General features: G+C 59.3%; 13 protein-coding genes and 2 pseudogenes. 4 read left to right on the forward strand and 11 right to left on the reverse strand.

Features of this window, described 5'->3' with window-relative positions:
• The 9 genes and pseudogenes from HCU66_RS21155 to acnA form a co-directional block, all read right to left on the reverse strand.
• A partial coding sequence (locus HCU66_RS21155; protein WP_205890416.1) for a hypothetical protein occupies positions 1 to 296 on the reverse strand: 296 nt, incomplete at its 3' end.
• Positions 297 to 454: 158 nt separating this feature from the next.
• The gene (locus HCU66_RS27170) at positions 455 to 1,027 is read right to left on the reverse strand and encodes an SLBB domain-containing protein (protein WP_479561816.1); all 573 of its coding nucleotides are present in this window, start codon (positions 1,025 to 1,027) and stop codon (positions 455 to 457) included.
• A 41-nt stretch (positions 1,028 to 1,068) separates the two neighbouring features.
• A pseudogene (locus HCU66_RS27180) lies at positions 1,069 to 1,161 on the reverse strand (RDD family protein); the annotation flags it as partial.
• A 29-nt stretch (positions 1,162 to 1,190) separates the two neighbouring features.
• Positions 1,191 to 1,586: pseudogene (locus HCU66_RS27395) on the reverse strand (polysaccharide biosynthesis/export family protein); the annotation flags it as partial.
• A 40-nt stretch (positions 1,587 to 1,626) separates the two neighbouring features.
• Positions 1,627 to 2,733, reverse strand: coding sequence for a KpsE/RkpR family capsule polysaccharide export protein (locus HCU66_RS21165; RefSeq protein WP_205890417.1), 1,107 nt, complete (start codon positions 2,731 to 2,733; stop codon positions 1,627 to 1,629).
• A gap of 47 nt (positions 2,734 to 2,780) precedes the next feature.
• A complete protein-coding gene (locus HCU66_RS21170; RefSeq protein WP_205890418.1) occupies positions 2,781 to 3,434 on the reverse strand; it encodes an ATP-binding cassette domain-containing protein in 654 nt (217 codons plus the stop codon).
• A gap of 13 nt (positions 3,435 to 3,447) precedes the next feature.
• Positions 3,448 to 4,239: an ABC transporter permease gene (locus tag HCU66_RS21175; RefSeq protein WP_205890419.1), complete on the reverse strand. Its 792-nt coding sequence runs from the start codon at positions 4,237 to 4,239 to the stop codon at positions 3,448 to 3,450.
• A gap of 351 nt (positions 4,240 to 4,590) precedes the next feature.
• Positions 4,591 to 5,382: a CPBP family intramembrane glutamic endopeptidase gene (locus tag HCU66_RS21180; protein WP_205890420.1), complete on the reverse strand. Its 792-nt coding sequence runs from the start codon at positions 5,380 to 5,382 to the stop codon at positions 4,591 to 4,593.
• A 184-nt stretch (positions 5,383 to 5,566) separates the two neighbouring features.
• Complete coding sequence (gene acnA / locus HCU66_RS21185) at positions 5,567 to 8,308, reverse strand: aconitate hydratase AcnA (protein ID WP_205890421.1); 2,742 nt, start codon at positions 8,306 to 8,308, stop codon at positions 5,567 to 5,569.
• Between the two features lie 222 nt (positions 8,309 to 8,530).
• Here acnA and rlmM point away from each other — a divergent pair, with 222 nt between their 5' ends.
• Together rlmM and tusA are read left to right on the forward strand one after the other, a co-directional pair.
• Positions 8,531 to 9,604, forward strand: coding sequence for a 23S rRNA (cytidine(2498)-2'-O)-methyltransferase RlmM (rlmM, locus tag HCU66_RS21190; RefSeq protein WP_205890422.1), 1,074 nt, complete (start codon positions 8,531 to 8,533; stop codon positions 9,602 to 9,604).
• Between the two features lie 185 nt (positions 9,605 to 9,789).
• Positions 9,790 to 10,041 carry a sulfurtransferase TusA gene (tusA, locus tag HCU66_RS21195; protein ID WP_205890423.1) on the forward strand — a complete coding sequence of 84 codons (252 nt, stop codon included), beginning with the start codon at positions 9,790 to 9,792 and terminating at the stop codon, positions 10,039 to 10,041.
• On the opposite strand, the gene HCU66_RS21200 is transcribed toward tusA, so the two are convergent.
• Positions 10,038 to 11,447 (reverse strand): MATE family efflux transporter, encoded by a 1,410-nt coding sequence (locus HCU66_RS21200; RefSeq protein WP_205890424.1) that lies wholly within the window; start codon positions 11,445 to 11,447, stop codon positions 10,038 to 10,040. The two genes, tusA and HCU66_RS21200, sit on opposite strands and share 4 nt — an antisense overlap.
• Positions 11,448 to 11,627: 180 nt before the next feature.
• Here HCU66_RS21200 and pdxB point away from each other — a divergent pair, with 180 nt between their 5' ends.
• Positions 11,628 to 12,770, forward strand: a complete 1,143-nt coding sequence (gene pdxB, locus HCU66_RS21205; protein ID WP_205890425.1) for a 4-phosphoerythronate dehydrogenase PdxB — start codon at positions 11,628 to 11,630, stop codon at positions 12,768 to 12,770.
• A 92-nt stretch (positions 12,771 to 12,862) separates the two neighbouring features.
• Here pdxB and HCU66_RS21210 read toward each other — a convergent pair whose 3' ends face one another.
• A complete protein-coding gene (locus HCU66_RS21210) occupies positions 12,863 to 13,042 on the reverse strand; it encodes a PA1571 family protein (protein ID WP_205890426.1) in 180 nt (59 codons plus the stop codon).
• A 267-nt stretch (positions 13,043 to 13,309) separates the two neighbouring features.
• Between HCU66_RS21210 and HCU66_RS21215 the strand changes: the two genes are divergently transcribed.
• Positions 13,310 to 15,088: an ABC transporter transmembrane domain-containing protein gene (locus HCU66_RS21215; RefSeq protein WP_420908069.1), complete on the forward strand. Its 1,779-nt coding sequence runs from the start codon at positions 13,310 to 13,312 to the stop codon at positions 15,086 to 15,088.
• The last annotated feature ends 49 nt before the right edge of the window (positions 15,089 to 15,137 follow it).

The following is a 15,137-nucleotide window of genomic DNA, read 5'->3' on the forward strand; positions in this document are numbered from 1 at the left end:
AGGCGTGCGTGTTCGCCCTCTTTGTAGGATTTGGCGTGATGTCTAAGCGAGCGCTCAAGGGTGTTTTCGCCCTCGGTCCAGTTCAGTGGGTCTATCGTCGATACCGAACCGAGTGCTGCGATATGTCCATCACGCAGTGCTCGTTCGGCAATGACTTGGCTGATAATACAGTGGACGTTGACGCCAGCGCTGCGTAGCGCGGTGACCTGTGGAACGATTGAGCTGCGAAGCGTAGCGTATCGAAATTCAGGATTACCCAGCTCAATGGCGGGTTCCAGATAGAAAAGGACGTTCAATTCAATTCCTTGAGATCTACTGGAGTGTTTTTTTAGGAGCAATCCTTCTCAGCTTTTAGAAAGACCGGAATGCTAATCCCCGTCCTTTAATTTATTAGCGCTNACTGTCGCCTTGAGTTTTCAACGCGACAGTTGCGCAGGAGCAAGGTTGCTTCTGTTTAGTTCGAGGTCACACCCGCTGCACGGCCTAGTACGAGCGTCTGAACTATAGGACCGATAATTTTTTGCCACTCGTAGACCGCAGCGTTAGTCACGTAAATCGTGTCGTCTGGTTTGAGCATGACTTGCCGTGCATAAAAGATCGCTGCGGGGTCACGCATGTCGATACGCATGACGACTGGTTTCGCTGGCGCTGTTGGGCTGGAGTCGCCCATGCGAAACACAAAAACGCCTTGAGGGTTCGCGTTGGACTCTTTCAAGCCACCAACGGAGCCTAGGGCGTCCAGCAAGTTGGTGTTTTGAGCGGGCAGATCATGCAGGCCAGGTTCGCCTACAGCACCCATTGCTACGAAGCGCTGGCGAGCTCGGTCCAAAATCACTTCTGAGTTTGGCTTCAGAACGAAGTTGCTTCCGGCCAGAACCTCTTCATAGTTGAAGGTGCTTACTTGGCTGCCATTACGGACCGTCACATTGACCAGATGCGGCTCCATTACCGGTCCGCCTGCTTGATTGACGGCGTCGAGAAGGGTCAGTGGACCTTGAAGAGTGGAGAAACGGCCCGGAGTTTTCACCGCGCCTGCGACCAGTACTGAGCCCGATAGATCGCCGACCAGGTCCAGAACTTGGCGAAGAAGCCGAACAGCACAAACAGCAGCACTGTCGACAGCAGTGGGTCACCGTCCAGCGCNCCGATGTCACCCCTTTCAGCTTCTGACGAATCATGTCTTCGACTTCAATCAGCGTCATGCCTGCAACGAACTGACGTCCGACATAGGGAAGGGAGATCATCCCTTGCGAATCGATACGGACTTTCAGTTGGGTGCCGCCAGTCGACAGCGGGGCAAACAGGGCAGTCCCCTCTGGCGCATTGTCGGTGATCAATACGTTGATCACGTCGCCACCCATCAGGCGTACGGCTGACGTAGTCGGATTGGTGATTGTCGCTACCGCAGGCTTGGCGGCTGGACGCATAAACGGCGCAATAGTATTGGCGTTGATATCCACCAAGTCATAAGCGGTGTTCTTTTCTTCAATGGTGCCTTTGTAGGGGCCGGCACCGGACAGGGTGCCACCGCAGCCTGCCAATGTCAGAGTCACCAGCATCAAACCCGCAACTGCGCTGTTTCGCATGCTCAAGTTCAGGGGGCGAAGGGGCAGGCCAGAAATGGATTTAATCACGATGATCCTCGATCGATGCAATTAGGAAGCGAGTAATGCCGTAAAGCAGAAACAGAGCCAGGAAGATGGTCGCCAGGTTGTACCAGCGCTCTGGATACAGGGCCATCTGAGGTGTGTTGGGGGTGACCACGGTGACCAGCGTGCGAATCTTTTTGCTGGCTTCGATACGTGCGTTGTCCAGTGCGGCAACGGCGGTCTTGTAGGTTTCTTCGGCAATGCCGGAGTCCAGGGTCAACTGTTGGAAGCGCGAAGCGACGACGTTGAGCTGGTCGCCATCGGGAGCCGACACCAGCAGGCGTTTTTCCGCAGTCAGCTGTTCACGAATGGCGTTGACTCGTTGCTGCTGTTGTTTGACCTGAGGGGAGTCCTGGCGAAGTTTGTAGAGCATTTCGGTCAGCACTGCGCGCTCTTTGGAGTACTCGCCTTCCAGAGTGTCGATAATGCTGGCGCGGCCCTGGGCCGAACTTTTACCGTCCAGTACCTTGTTCACGTTCTGGAAGCGCAGCAGCTCTTCTTTGCGTTTGGTGTAGTTCTTTTTCGCGCCTTCCAGTTCGCTTTGGGCAAAGCGCATCTGTTCGCGGGCGATGCTGTGGGAGACTTCGTTCACGAAGTGCTCGCTGGCTTCAAGGATGGTCTTGACCATTTGTTCAGCCAGTTCCGGGCTGAAGGCTTGTACTTCAACCCTGAGCAAACCGGTGGTTTCGTCATAGTGAGCCGAGACCATGCGCTGGTAGTACTTGAGCAAGTCTTCGCGCTCGGTGTCTTTGGTCAGCCAGAAGAAGGGGTCGCTGCGTTGTTGGGTGTATTGCTCGACCCAGTGCAGACGATCTTCAAGCAGTTGCATCATGTCCATCGACACGATGTATTCGCGCAGGTAAAGGGTCTCTTCCCGGGAGGCGGGGTTCGTGCCACTGAGCAGCAGGCTCAATCCTGGTAGTTGGGCACCCGAATTATTACCGTCCTGACGAACCACTACTTGCGCGGAGCTGATATAGCGGTCCACGGCGAAAAAGCTGTAGTAAACGATGGCCAGGGCCAGCGGTACCACGATCAGCCCCAGTGTCAGGCGCCAGCCCTTGAATTTACCCGTACTGCTCATATGCACACGCATCCTTGAAATAAACAATTACGCCACGGTCGGGGCGATCAGGTGTTGTAGGCCTTGATGCCTTCGGCGACATCGTCATAGATCTGCACTCCGCCATCTCGTACCAACAGCACGACATCACAGAGCTTTTGAATTTCATTCATGTTGTGCGAGACCAGCACGACTTTGGACTTCTGCAGTCGCTCTTCAAAAACTTCGGCGCACTTGCGTTTGAAGTGTGCGTCGCCGACGGACATGACCTCGTCGATCAGGTAGTAGTCGAAGTCGAATGCCATGCTCAGGCCGAAGGCCAGGCGCGAGCGCATGCCCGATGAGTAGGTTTTGACCGGCTCGTCGATCCAGCTGCCGATCTCGGCGAAGTCTTCGACGTAGCGGACCTTCTCGCGCATGGCTTCGCCTACGGCGCCGTAGACGCGGGCGACGAACTTGATGTTTTCGCGACCGGTCATGCTGCCCTGAAAGCCGCCGGACAAGCCCACGGGCCAGGAGATGCTCTGGTCGGTGGCGATGGTGCCGGAGTCCGGAACGTCAGCGCCGCCCAGCAGGCGTACCAGGGTTGATTTTCCTGCGCCATTTCGACCGATCAGGCCGATATTTTTTCCGGCGGGGATCTTCAGCGACAGGTCACGGAAAACGTGGCGTCGGCCTTTGGGGGTCAGGTACGACTTGGTGATATTTCTGAGCTCGAACACGGGAAGCCTGCGGTTAGCCGTTCTTGGTGGAGATCAAATGCAGTCGACGAACCCGGTAAGTACCAAGCGATACGAACAGCAAAACCAGGGTGAAGGCGATGACGTAATGGAGTGAAACGCCATCGACTGGAACGTAGAACGGAAAGATTTCGGCGCGGATCAGTTCCAGCAAATGCAGGAACGGGTTGAGCAGTAGCAGCGGCAGCATCGCGTGCGGCAGATAGGCTGCCGGGATCAGTACTCCGGAGATGAAGTACAGCGGGAAGAACATCATGCGAATGAACAGTTTGCTGCCGGGAATGGCATGGGCGATCAGTGAGAGCGACATGCCCAGGCCAAAGGCAAACAACACCCCCAGCAGGATGGTCAGCATCCATTGGATGGGGGCCTTGATCGACATGTCGAAGCCGGACCAGGCGAAGCCGAACACCAGAATGGCGTAGACCGTGGCAGAGATGCTGAACTCAACCAGTGCGCGGGCGATATAGGTGTCGAGAGGTTTGATCTGCTTGTAGGCAAACAGCGAGCGGTTTTCCCTGGGGCTGTCCATCAGGCGTAGCGCAATGTTACGAAACAGCAGGAAGGGGGCGAGGCCCACCAGCACGAATACCGGGAAATCCAGACCCGCCACGCTCCGGCCGCGAATCAGCGAGAACAGCACGCTCAGAATCAGCAGGTGACAGATCGGTTCAAGCAACATCCACACCGCGCCCATGCGGCTTTCACCGATACGCGCACGCGCTTCGCGTAATACCAGAGCAAAGATGACGGATTTTTTGATTTGGAGGGGCGAACGAGGTTTCAAGAGTAATTACCGCACAGCACAGCCGCGCGATAAACGCGTTGCTTGAATTCATTTTCAGAGGACTGTCTGTCGAAGTAAAACAGACGGCTTCCGTTCGTGGGGCGCGAGGTTAAACGGTGGCGAAGACACTCGTCAAGCCGATTGGTTCCCTTGCACTGACTGACAAAAAATAACGGTTATGACCCGCAGTTCGGGCGTCAAAAAAGCGATTTCCTCAGTGTTTATTGGGTGTTGCCACGGGCAGCGTCAAAATAGCGTGGTCTATCGGAACAACAGAATGACCAATGCGATAATCGTGCCACGGCACACTGGGTGGCACCGGGTTCGGTTCTGTTTTCAGTCTGTGGTTAGTTACCCGGCCAACATCGGATAAGTGAACAATCCGAAGTGCAGCAGATTCAAACCGAAGTGGGTGGCGATGGCTGCACCCAGCCCGCCAAAACGATAGGCCAGGCCATAGCCGATCCCCGCCAGACTCGCCAGCAACACCCATTGCCAGCCAGCGCCCAGATGAGCGAGACCGAACAGCAGCGAGGCGAGCAACAAGGCAAGGTTGTCGCCATAAGACAGATGTCTGAACTGCCGGCTGAGTCCGCCCTGGATGTAACCGCGAAACAGCGCTTCTTCCACCAGGGTTACCAGCAACAGATTGTTCAGCAGCCACAGCCAGGCCTGATCCGGCCATTTCGGCGCCCAACTGATCACCCCCAACAACAGCGCGCCACCCAAGGCCAGCACAGCGCTCACGGTCAGGGCGAGGGCGGTGGCGTAAACGGACAGTCGCAGGGAGCGTCGGCCAACAATCCATGGGCAAACCAGCAACAGCCAGAAACCGATCAGGGGTTTGTCCTGATTCAGATACAGGGCGAATGGCACGGCATCATCGGTGAAACGTTGGGGGGCGATGACGCGACCGTTGTAGAAACCGGGAAGCCAGTGAACCGCCAGTGCCACTGCCAGAACGATGAACAAGCCGTGGCCGAGGTAGCGGCCAATCGGAACCTGTTGCTGGCGAACGGCGAAACCGGCAAACAGCAGCAACGCGAAAGAGAGGGCGGCCAGCCAGCCGAGATGTCCGTAGATCAGCGCCAGGCTGTAGCCGAGGGAGAGAAGTGCCAGATAGGTCCATGGCAGAGCGATCATTTGAAGTCCTTATTCCTGTAGGAGCGAGCTTGCTCGCGAAAGCGGTTTAACATTCAACATTTTTGTTGTCTGACACACCGCTTTCGCGAGCAAGCTCGCTCCTACGTTGGTTGTCGTACACAACGAGACGTAAGCCCCCCCAAAAAAAACACCGCCCGAAGGCGGTGTCGTTGTCAGCAAGCCATTACGCCGCAATCAGCTGCCGCAACACATAGTGCAAAATCCCGCCCGCCTTGAAGTATTCCACCTCGTTCAGGGTATCGATCCGGCACAACACTTCGATCTTTTCCTGGCCGCCGTCTTCACGGGTGATGACCAGCGTCAGGTTCATCCGCGGAGTCAGTTCGACGCCTGTCAGGCCCAGGATATCCAGGGTTTCCTTGCCGGTGAGGTTCAGGCTCTTGCGGTTCTGATCGAGCTTGAATTGCAACGGCAACACGCCCATGCCTACCAGATTGGAACGGTGAATCCGCTCGAAGCTTTCCGCGATGACCGCTTTGACCCCCAGCAGGTTGGTGCCCTTGGCCGCCCAGTCGCGGCTCGAACCGGTGCCGTATTCTTGCCCGGCAATCACCACCAGCGGCGTGCCCGACGCCTGGTAGCGCATGGCCGCGTCGTAGATCGGCAGCTTCTCCCCGGTCGGAATATAAAGTGTGTTGCCGCCTTCTTCGCCGCCAAGCATCTCATTGCGAATCCGGATGTTGGCGAAGGTGCCGCGCATCATCACTTGGTGGTTACCACGACGCGAGCCATAGGAGTTGAAGTCCCGCGGTTCCACCCCTTGTTCGCGCAGGTAACGGCCGGCAGGGCTGTCGGTCTTGATGTTACCGGCCGGGGAGATGTGGTCGGTGGTGACTGAATCTCCGAGCAGCGCGAGGACTTTCGCCCCTTCGACATCCTTGACCACCGGCGCAGGGCCGCCAATGTCATCGAAGAAGGGCGGATGCTGGATATACGTCGAATCGTTGTTCCAGACATAAGTCGCCGCCTGCGGCACTTCGATGGCTTGCCACTGTTCGTCGCCGGCAAACACTTCGGCGTACTCCTTGTGGAACATCGCGGTGTTCACCTGAGTCACCGCGTCGGCGATTTCCTTGGTGCTCGGCCAGATGTCTCGCAGATAAACCGGGTGGCCGTCCTTGTCATGACCCAAGGGCTCGCTGCTGATGTCGATGCGCACCGTGCCGGCCAGCGCATAGGCGACGACCAGGGGCGGGGAGGCCAGCCAGTTGGTTTTCACCAGCGGATGCACGCGGCCTTCGAAGTTGCGGTTGCCCGAGAGCACCGAGGCGACGGTCAGGTCGGCTTTCTGGATAGCTTTTTCGATCGGCTCCGGCAACGGCCCGGAGTTGCCTATGCAGGTGGTGCAGCCATACCCGACCAGCGCGAAACCGAGTTCATCAAGATAGCGAGTCAGGCCGGCCGCCTTATAGTAGTCGGTCACCACTTTCGAGCCGGGGGCCAGCGAACTCTTGACCCACGGTTTGCGCTTGAGGCCTTTCTCTATGGCTTTCTTCGCCAACAGCCCGGCCGCCATCATCACGCTGGGGTTGGAGGTGTTGGTGCAGGAGGTGATCGCGGCAATCACCACCGCGCCGTTTTTCAGCCGATAAGTACGGCCTTCGTGGTCGTAGTCCGTTTCGCCGATCAGATCGGCGTTGCCCACCGCAACGCCACCGCCGCCCTCGCTTTCCAGGCGACCTTCTTCCTTGCTGGTGGGTTTGATTTGCAGGCCGAGAAAGTCAGTGAACGCTTGTGCGACATTCGGCAACGAGACGCGGTCCTGCGGGCGCTTCGGCCCGGCGAGGCTGGCTTCGACGCTGCCCATGTCCAGGGCCAGGCTGTCGGTGAACACCGGCTCCTTGCCGGGCAGGCGCCACAGGCCCTGGGTTTTGCTGTAGGCCTCCACCAGTTTTACGGTTTCCGCCGTGCGGCCGGACAGGCGCAAGTACTCCAGGGTCACGTCGTCCACCGGGAAGAAGCCGCAGGTGGCGCCATATTCCGGGGCCATGTTGGCAATGGTTGCGCGGTCGGCCAGCGGCAAGTCGGCGAGGCCGTCGCCGTAGAACTCGACGAATTTGCCGACCACGCCTTTCTTGCGCAGCATCTGGGTGACGGTCAGCACCAGGTCGGTGGCGGTGATGCCTTCCTTGAGCTTGCCGGTAAGTTTGAAGCCGATCACTTCCGGAATCAGCATCGACACCGGTTGGCCGAGCATCGCCGCTTCCGCTTCGATCCCGCCGACGCCCCAGCCGAGTACGCCGAGGCCGTTGATCATGGTGGTGTGGGAGTCGGTGCCGACCAGGGTGTCAGGGAAGGCATAGGTGCGACCGTCCTCGTCTTTGGTCCAGACGGTGCGACCCAGATATTCAAGGTTGACCTGGTGGCAGATACCGGTGCCCGGTGGCACCACGCTGAAGTTGTCGAAGGCGCTCTGGCCCCAGCGCAGGAAGGCGTACCGCTCGTGGTTGCGCTGCATTTCGATGTCAACGTTCTGTTCGAAGGCGCTTGAGCTGGCGAACTTGTCGACCATCACCGAGTGGTCGATCACCAGGTCCACCGGCGATAGCGGATTGATTCGCTGCGGGTCGCCGCCGGCCTTGGCCATGGCGGCGCGCATGGCGGCCAGGTCGACCACGGCGGGAACACCGGTGAAGTCTTGCATTAATACCCGCGCCGGACGGTACTGGATTTCGCGATCGGAGCGGCGCTCCTTGAGCCAGGCGGCAATCGCCTTGAGGTCGGCGCCGGTGACGGTTTTTCCATCCTCCCAGCGCAACAGGTTTTCCAGCAGCACTTTCAACGACATCGGCAGCTTGTCCAGATCACCCAGGCTTTTGGCGGCTTCGGGCAGGCTGAAATAGTGATAGGTCTTGTCGTCGATCTGTAAGGTTTTAAGGGTTTTCAGGCTATCGAGGGACGGCATTGAAATGACTCCTTTAAGTCCACACGGCTACGGACGGAGGGAAGGGCAGAGGTTTAAACCTAGTCCTGTTTGGTGCTTAAGGCTAATAACTGGACTCAATGGACAAATCCAGGGTTCCGATCTCGGCTATCATGCGCCGGTTTTCGTGACAGGCTTTGCTTCAACGCAAGTCTTGGCATCGCGCAGTGGCGCAATTTTTCCGCCAACTGCCCAGGAGTAAGAATGAACACCCTCTTTATGCATTGCCGGCCGGGCTTCGAAAGCGAAGTCTGTTCCGAGATTTCCGAACACGCCGCGCGGCTGAATGTGGCCGGTTATGCCAAGGCCAAAACCGCCAGCGCCTGCGCCGAATTTATCTGCACCGAAGAAGACGGCGCCGAGCGTCTGATGCGCGGTCAGCGTTTCGCCGAGCTGATTTTTCCGCGCCAGTGGGCCCGGGGGATTTTTATCGATCTGCCGGAAACCGACCGCATCAGCGTAATCCTCGCGCACATGGCCGACTTCCCGGTGTGCGGCAGCCTGTGGCTGGAAATGGTCGACACCAACGATGGCAAAGAGCTGTCGAACTTCTGCAAGAAGTTCGAAGTGCACCTGCGCAAGGCGCTGATGGCGGCCGGCAAGCTGGTGGAAGACGCCAATAAACCGCGGCTGCTGCTGACATTCAAGAGCGGCCGCGAAGTGTTCATGGGCCTGGCGGAGTCGAACAACTCGGCGATGTGGCCGATGGGCATTCCACGCTTGAAGTTTCCCCGTGAGGCACCGAGCCGTTCGACGCTGAAGCTGGAAGAGGCCTGGCATCACTTTATTCCACGCGACCAGTGGGACGAGCGCCTGCACAGCGACATGACCGGCGTCGACCTCGGCGCCGCCCCTGGTGGCTGGACCTGGCAACTGGTCAACCGTGGCATGCTGGTGACCGCCATCGACAACGGTCCGATGGCCGAAAGCCTGATGGACACCGGTCTGGTGCAGCACTTGATGGCTGATGGTTTCACCTTCAAGCCCAAGCAGCCGGTGGACTGGATGGTCTGCGACATCGTCGAGAAACCGGCGCGCAACGCCGCGATGCTGGAAGAATGGATTGGCGAGGGGCATTGCCGGGAAGCGGTGGTCAACCTCAAGCTGCCGATGAAACAGCGTTATGCCGAAGTGAAGCGCTTGCTGGAACGCATCGCCGACGGGTTCAAGGCGCGGGGCATTCGGGTCGAGATCGGCTGCAAGCAGCTGTATCACGACCGTGAAGAAGTCACCTGCCATTTGCGCCGATTGGACGTGAAGAAATCCAAGTCCCGCTGACTTTGTGTTCCGATCGTTCCCACGCTCTGCGTGGGAACGCCGCCGGGGACGCTCCGCGTTCCGCTTTTGGATGTGACGCAGAGCGTCACGGGATGCATTCCCACGCAGAGCGTGGGAACGATCAGCTGCCAGTGACTAGACACCCGGCAATGCGCGACAATGCCGGCACGTTTCAGGAGTAAACCATGAGTGAAATGATCGATACGCCGGTCGACGGCACCCTCGACGCCACCGGCCTCAATTGCCCGGAGCCGGTGATGATGCTGCACCAGCACATCCGTGACCTGGCGCCCGGCGGCCTGCTGAAGGTGATCGCCACCGACCCGTCGACCCGTCGCGACATCCCCAAGTTTTGCGTGTTCCTCGACCACGAACTGGTCGCGCAGCAAGAAGAGGCAGGCACCTACCTCTACTGGATCCGCAAGAAACTCGCTTAACCCGCCGAACGGCTGATGCGGATCCGCTTGCGTGCACTGCGTGCCAGGCGGATCGACAGCATCAGCGCCGCGCAACTCAAGCCGACAATCAAACCCTGCCACAACCCGCTCGGGCCGCTCGGCGCGCCGAACCAGTCGGTCAGGCCCAGGGCGTAACCCACCGGCAAACCAATGCCCCAATAAGCGAACAGCGTCAGGATCATCGTCACGCGCGTGTCCTGATAGCCCCGCAGTGCGCCGGCCGCCGTCACCTGAATCGCATCGGAAAACTGGAACAGCGCCGAGTACACAATCAGCATCGCGGCTACGTGAATCACCGTCGGATCGGCGGTGTAGATTGCGGCGATGGGTTCACGCAGCAACAGCATCATGCTTGCGGAAATGCACGCATAAGCCAGTGCCGTGCCCATACCGACCCCGGCGGCGAAGCGTGCTTCACGTGGTTCTTCACGGCCCAGTGCCTGGCCGACCCGCACGGTCACGGCCATGCCCAGGGAGTAGGGGATCATGAACACCAGCGAGCTGAAATTCAGGGCGATCTGGTGCCCGGCGACCACAGTGGCGCCGAGGCTGCCGATCAGCAGGGCGATTACGGCGAAGATGCTCGACTCGGCGAACACCGCGATGCCGATAGGCAGGCCAATGCCCAGCAAGCGTTTGATCACCGCCCACTGTGGCCAGTCGAAACGGCTGAACAGCTGGCTTGACTGGTAGGCCGGCGCCCAACGCTCCCACCCGGCCATGCCCAGCGCCATCACCCACATCACGATCGCCGTGGCCCAGCCGCAGCCGACACCGCCCATGGCCGGCACACCGAAGTGGCCATAGATGAAGATGTAATTGAGCGGAATGTTCAGCGCCAGCCCGCACAAGCCAAGGACCATGGCCGGGCGGGTGCGACCCAGGCCATCACTGAAGCAACGCAACACGTGATAAAACGCGACAGCGGGCAGGCCGCTGGCGATGCCGTGCAGGTACTGCATGCACGGGCTGATCAGTTCGGGGTCGACCTTCATGAGGTGCAGGATCGGTTCGGCGCTGAACAGCATGCCGGTCGCCATCAACCCCACCACCAGCGCCAGCCACAAGGCCTGACGCACAATCGGGCCAATCTCGCTGTGAGTGCCGGCGCCGAAGCGCTGGGCGACTTTGGGGGTAGTGGCCAGCAGTGTGCCGGTCATCAACAGAAACACCGGCACCCAGATCGAGTTACCCAGCGCGACGGCCGCCAGATCCCGAGGCCCGACCCGACCGGCCATCACCGCATCGACGAAGCCCATGGCGGTGGTGGCCAGTTGCGCGATCATGATCGGCAACGCCAGGCCGAGCAGGTTTTTCAGCTCCAGGCGAACCCGGGCCGGGCGGTTGAAGGAAAGAGCGGTGGGGCGGTCAGTCACGGTATTCAAGGCGAAACGTCCAAAGGGTTTTGATGCGCGAGGCGGCGCATTCTACGCCTTGACGCAATGGTCAGGAAAAATCCTGTGTTACCGATTTGTAATCCCTCAACCCGGCAGCTCACAGAAGATGTGTGCTAGGCGCAGAGTGTCATCTGCGCCTAAACTGCCGGTCCGCCAAAGGAGCCTGCCATGTTGATTGTTGCCGACGAAAATATCCCGCTGCTCGATGCCTTCTTCGAAGGTTTCGGTGAAGTCCGCCGAGTGTCGGGGCGTTCCGTCGACCGCGCCACCGTCGAGCAGGCCGATGTGCTGCTGGTGCGCTCGGTGACCAACGTCAACCGCGCATTGCTCGAAGGCAGCAAGGTGCGTTTTGTCGGCACGTGCACCATCGGCACCGATCACCTGGATCTGGATTACTTTCAGCAGGCCGGCATCACCTGGTCCAGCGCACCAGGCTGCAATGCCCGGGGTGTGGTCGATTATGTGCTGGGCAGCCTGCTGACCCTGGCTGAAATCGAAGGCGCCGACCTGACTCGGCGTACCTATGGCGTGGTCGGTGCCGGCGAAGTGGGCGGCCGGCTGATCAAGGTTCTGCAAGGCCTGGGCTGGAAGGTGCTGGTCTGCGATCCACCCCGGCAAGCGGCTGAAGGGGGCGATTACGTCAGTCTCGAGCAGATCATCGAACAATGCGACGTCATCAGCCTGCACACGCCGCTGAGCAAACAAGGTCCTCAGTCGACCTGGCATCTGTTCGATAAAAACCGTTTGAACCAACTCAAGCCCGGCACCTGGCTGATCAACGCCAGCCGTGGCCCGGTGATCGACAACACCGCCCTGCGCCAAGTGCTGTTGCAGCGTGAAGATCTGCAAGCGGTGCTGGATGTCTGGGAGGCTGAGCCCGAGGTCGACGTAGCGCTGGCGGAGTTGTGTGTCATCGCGACGCCGCACATTGCCGGATACAGCCTCGACGGCAAACAGCGCGGGACGGCGCAGATCTATCAGGCGTTTTGCGCATTCCTCGGGCAACCGGAACAGGTCCACCTGAGCGACTTGCTGCCAGCCCCTTGGTTGTCGGCAGTGACGTTGAACGCCGACAGCGATCCGGCCTGGGCGCTGGCGATGTTGTGCCGTGGTGTGTACGACCCGCGCCGTGACGACGCGGATTTCCGCCGCAGCCTTGTAGGCAATGTGAACGAGCAGCGTGCGGCGTTCGATGCGTTGCGCAAGCATTACCCGCTGCGGCGTGAGATCGATGGGTTGAAGGTGCGGATCGAAGGGGATTCGCCGGCATTGCGGCAGATTGTGGCGGCCTTGGGTGCAACCTCGGGCTAAAGAAGCTGATCGGATCCCCTGTAAAGGCCACTTAAAACAGGCACCCATAAAAAACCCGGCCAAGGGGCCGGGTCAAGAAGACGGTGGCTATTTCACTTTTGTTCGGCAGGCTTGACCAATCGCTTCTCCAGTTCGCGGCAAGCGTCCTGGATCATGTTTTCAGTGATCGGTACTTCACGCCCATTCTCATCAATAATCGAGCACCCCAGAGACTGGTCCGGCTGCGTGCGGATCACTGGAATCTTGTCATCGCTGCTGTTTTGCAAGGACATGGGCCTGTCTCCTCATCAGGTTGTGTGCTTACTGTAAAACCGCCAGGTGACCGGGCTGTGACAACTCCCTGCGTTCTTCAGGTCGGCCTCTTCAGTCCATCAGAAATACCCTGACGTTTCCACCCGGACTTTAGACCAATAATCTCTAGCCACTAGTCTTGGCGGTCATAATTAACCTGACTCATTGTGTTTTACAGCGTTCAACCCGATTGACCGGTGTAGGCTTGATCGGGTCAAAGCCATTGGTTACATCATCGGATGATCTTCATGCTCTCTGCCCGTCACCGCCGCGCCATTCGCCTGGCCAGCCGTTTCATCGCGCCTTATCGCTGGCCGGCCCTCGGCGCTTTGCTCGCGTTGATTGTCACGGCTGGCATTACCTTGTCCATGGGGCAGGGGATTCGCCTGCTGGTGGATCAGGGCTTCATGACCCAGTCGCCGCATTTGCTCAATCGATCCATCGGGCTGTTCATGCTGCTGGTGATCGGTCTGGCGATCGGCACCTTTGCGCGGTTTTACCTGGTGTCATGGATCGGCGAGCGCGTTGTTGCGGACATCCGCCGTCGGGTGTTCAACCATTTGGTCTACCTGCATCCGGGCTTCTACGAAGACAATCGCAGCTCCGAGATCCAGTCACGACTGACCGCTGACACCACGCTGCTGCAATCGGTGATCGGCTCTTCGCTGTCGCTGTTCCTGCGCAACGGGTTGATGGTGATCGGCGGGATTGTCTTGCTGTTTATCACCAACCCCAAACTCACCAGCATCGTGGTGATCGCGTTACCGCTGGTGGTCGCACCGATCCTGATTTTTGGCCGCCGGGTGCGCACCCTGTCGCGCCAGAGCCAGGACCGGGTTGCCGACATCGGCAGTTATGTCTCCGAAACCCTGAGTCAGATCAAAACCGTGCAGGCCTACAACCATCAGGTGCAGGACGAGCAGCGTTTTGCCGCAACCGTGGAAGAGGCTTTCAACACCGCCCGCAAGCGCATTTTTCAGCGGGCCTGGTTGATTACCCTGGTGATCGTGCTGGTGTTGGGCGCGGTCGGGGTGATGCTCTGGGTGGGCGGCATGGATGTCATCGCCGGACGGATTTCAGCGGGTGAGCTGGCGGCGTTCGTCTTTTACAGCCTGATCGTCGGCGGCGCCTTCGGCACGTTGAGTGAAGTGATCGGCGAACTGCAGCGAGCGGCGGGGGCGGCGGAACGGATTGCCGAGCTGTTGCGTTCGGAAAACATCATCCAGCCACCGACCCAGGGACTGGTGACGCTGCCTGCACGGGTGAAGGGCGATCTGGAGCTGCACGATGTGCGCTTTTCCTATCCGTCGCGTCCTGAAAGCTATGCCGTCGATGGTCTGAGTCTGACGATCAATGCCGGTGAAACCCTTGCATTGGTCGGACCGTCCGGTGCCGGTAAGTCGACGGTGTATGACCTGCTGTTGCGTTTCTACGACCCCGCCGAAGGACGCATCCTGCTGGATGGCGTGCCGCTGACTCAACTCGATCCTCTGGACCTGCGTCGCTGTTTCGCCCTCGTCTCGCAAACCCCGGCGCTGTTTTTTGGCAGCATCGAAGAGAACATTCGTTACGGCCACCCGACGGCGACCCTGGCCCAGGTCCAGGAAGCCGCGAAAATCGCCTACGCCCATGACTTCATCGAGCAAATGCCCAACGCCTACCAGACTCACCTCGGCGACGCGGGTCTCGGTTTGTCTGGCGGTCAGCGTCAGCGTCTGGCCATCGCCCGGGCGCTGCTGGTGGACGCGCCGATCCTGCTGCTGGACGAAGCCACCAGCGCCCTCGATGCCCAGAGCGAACATCTGATCCAGCAAGCCCTGCCCAGCCTGATGAAAAACCGCACCACGCTGGTCATCGCCCATCGCCTGGCCACGGTGAAAAACGCCGACAGGATCGCAGTGATGGACCAAGGGAAGCTGGTGGCGGTGGGGACGCATCAAGAGTTGATCGCGAGCAACGCGCTGTATGCACGGCTGGCGGCGTTGCAGTTCAACGATGGCAAGGCCGAATTCGGTCTTCACCCGTAGGAGCCGGCTTGCCGGCGAAGGCGTTTTCAGGGGCACGGCAAGGCTTGAG

The organism is Pseudomonas frederiksbergensis (genome assembly GCF_017114915.1).
Classification (GTDB): Bacteria; Pseudomonadota; Gammaproteobacteria; order Pseudomonadales; family Pseudomonadaceae; genus Aquipseudomonas; species Aquipseudomonas frederiksbergensis_I.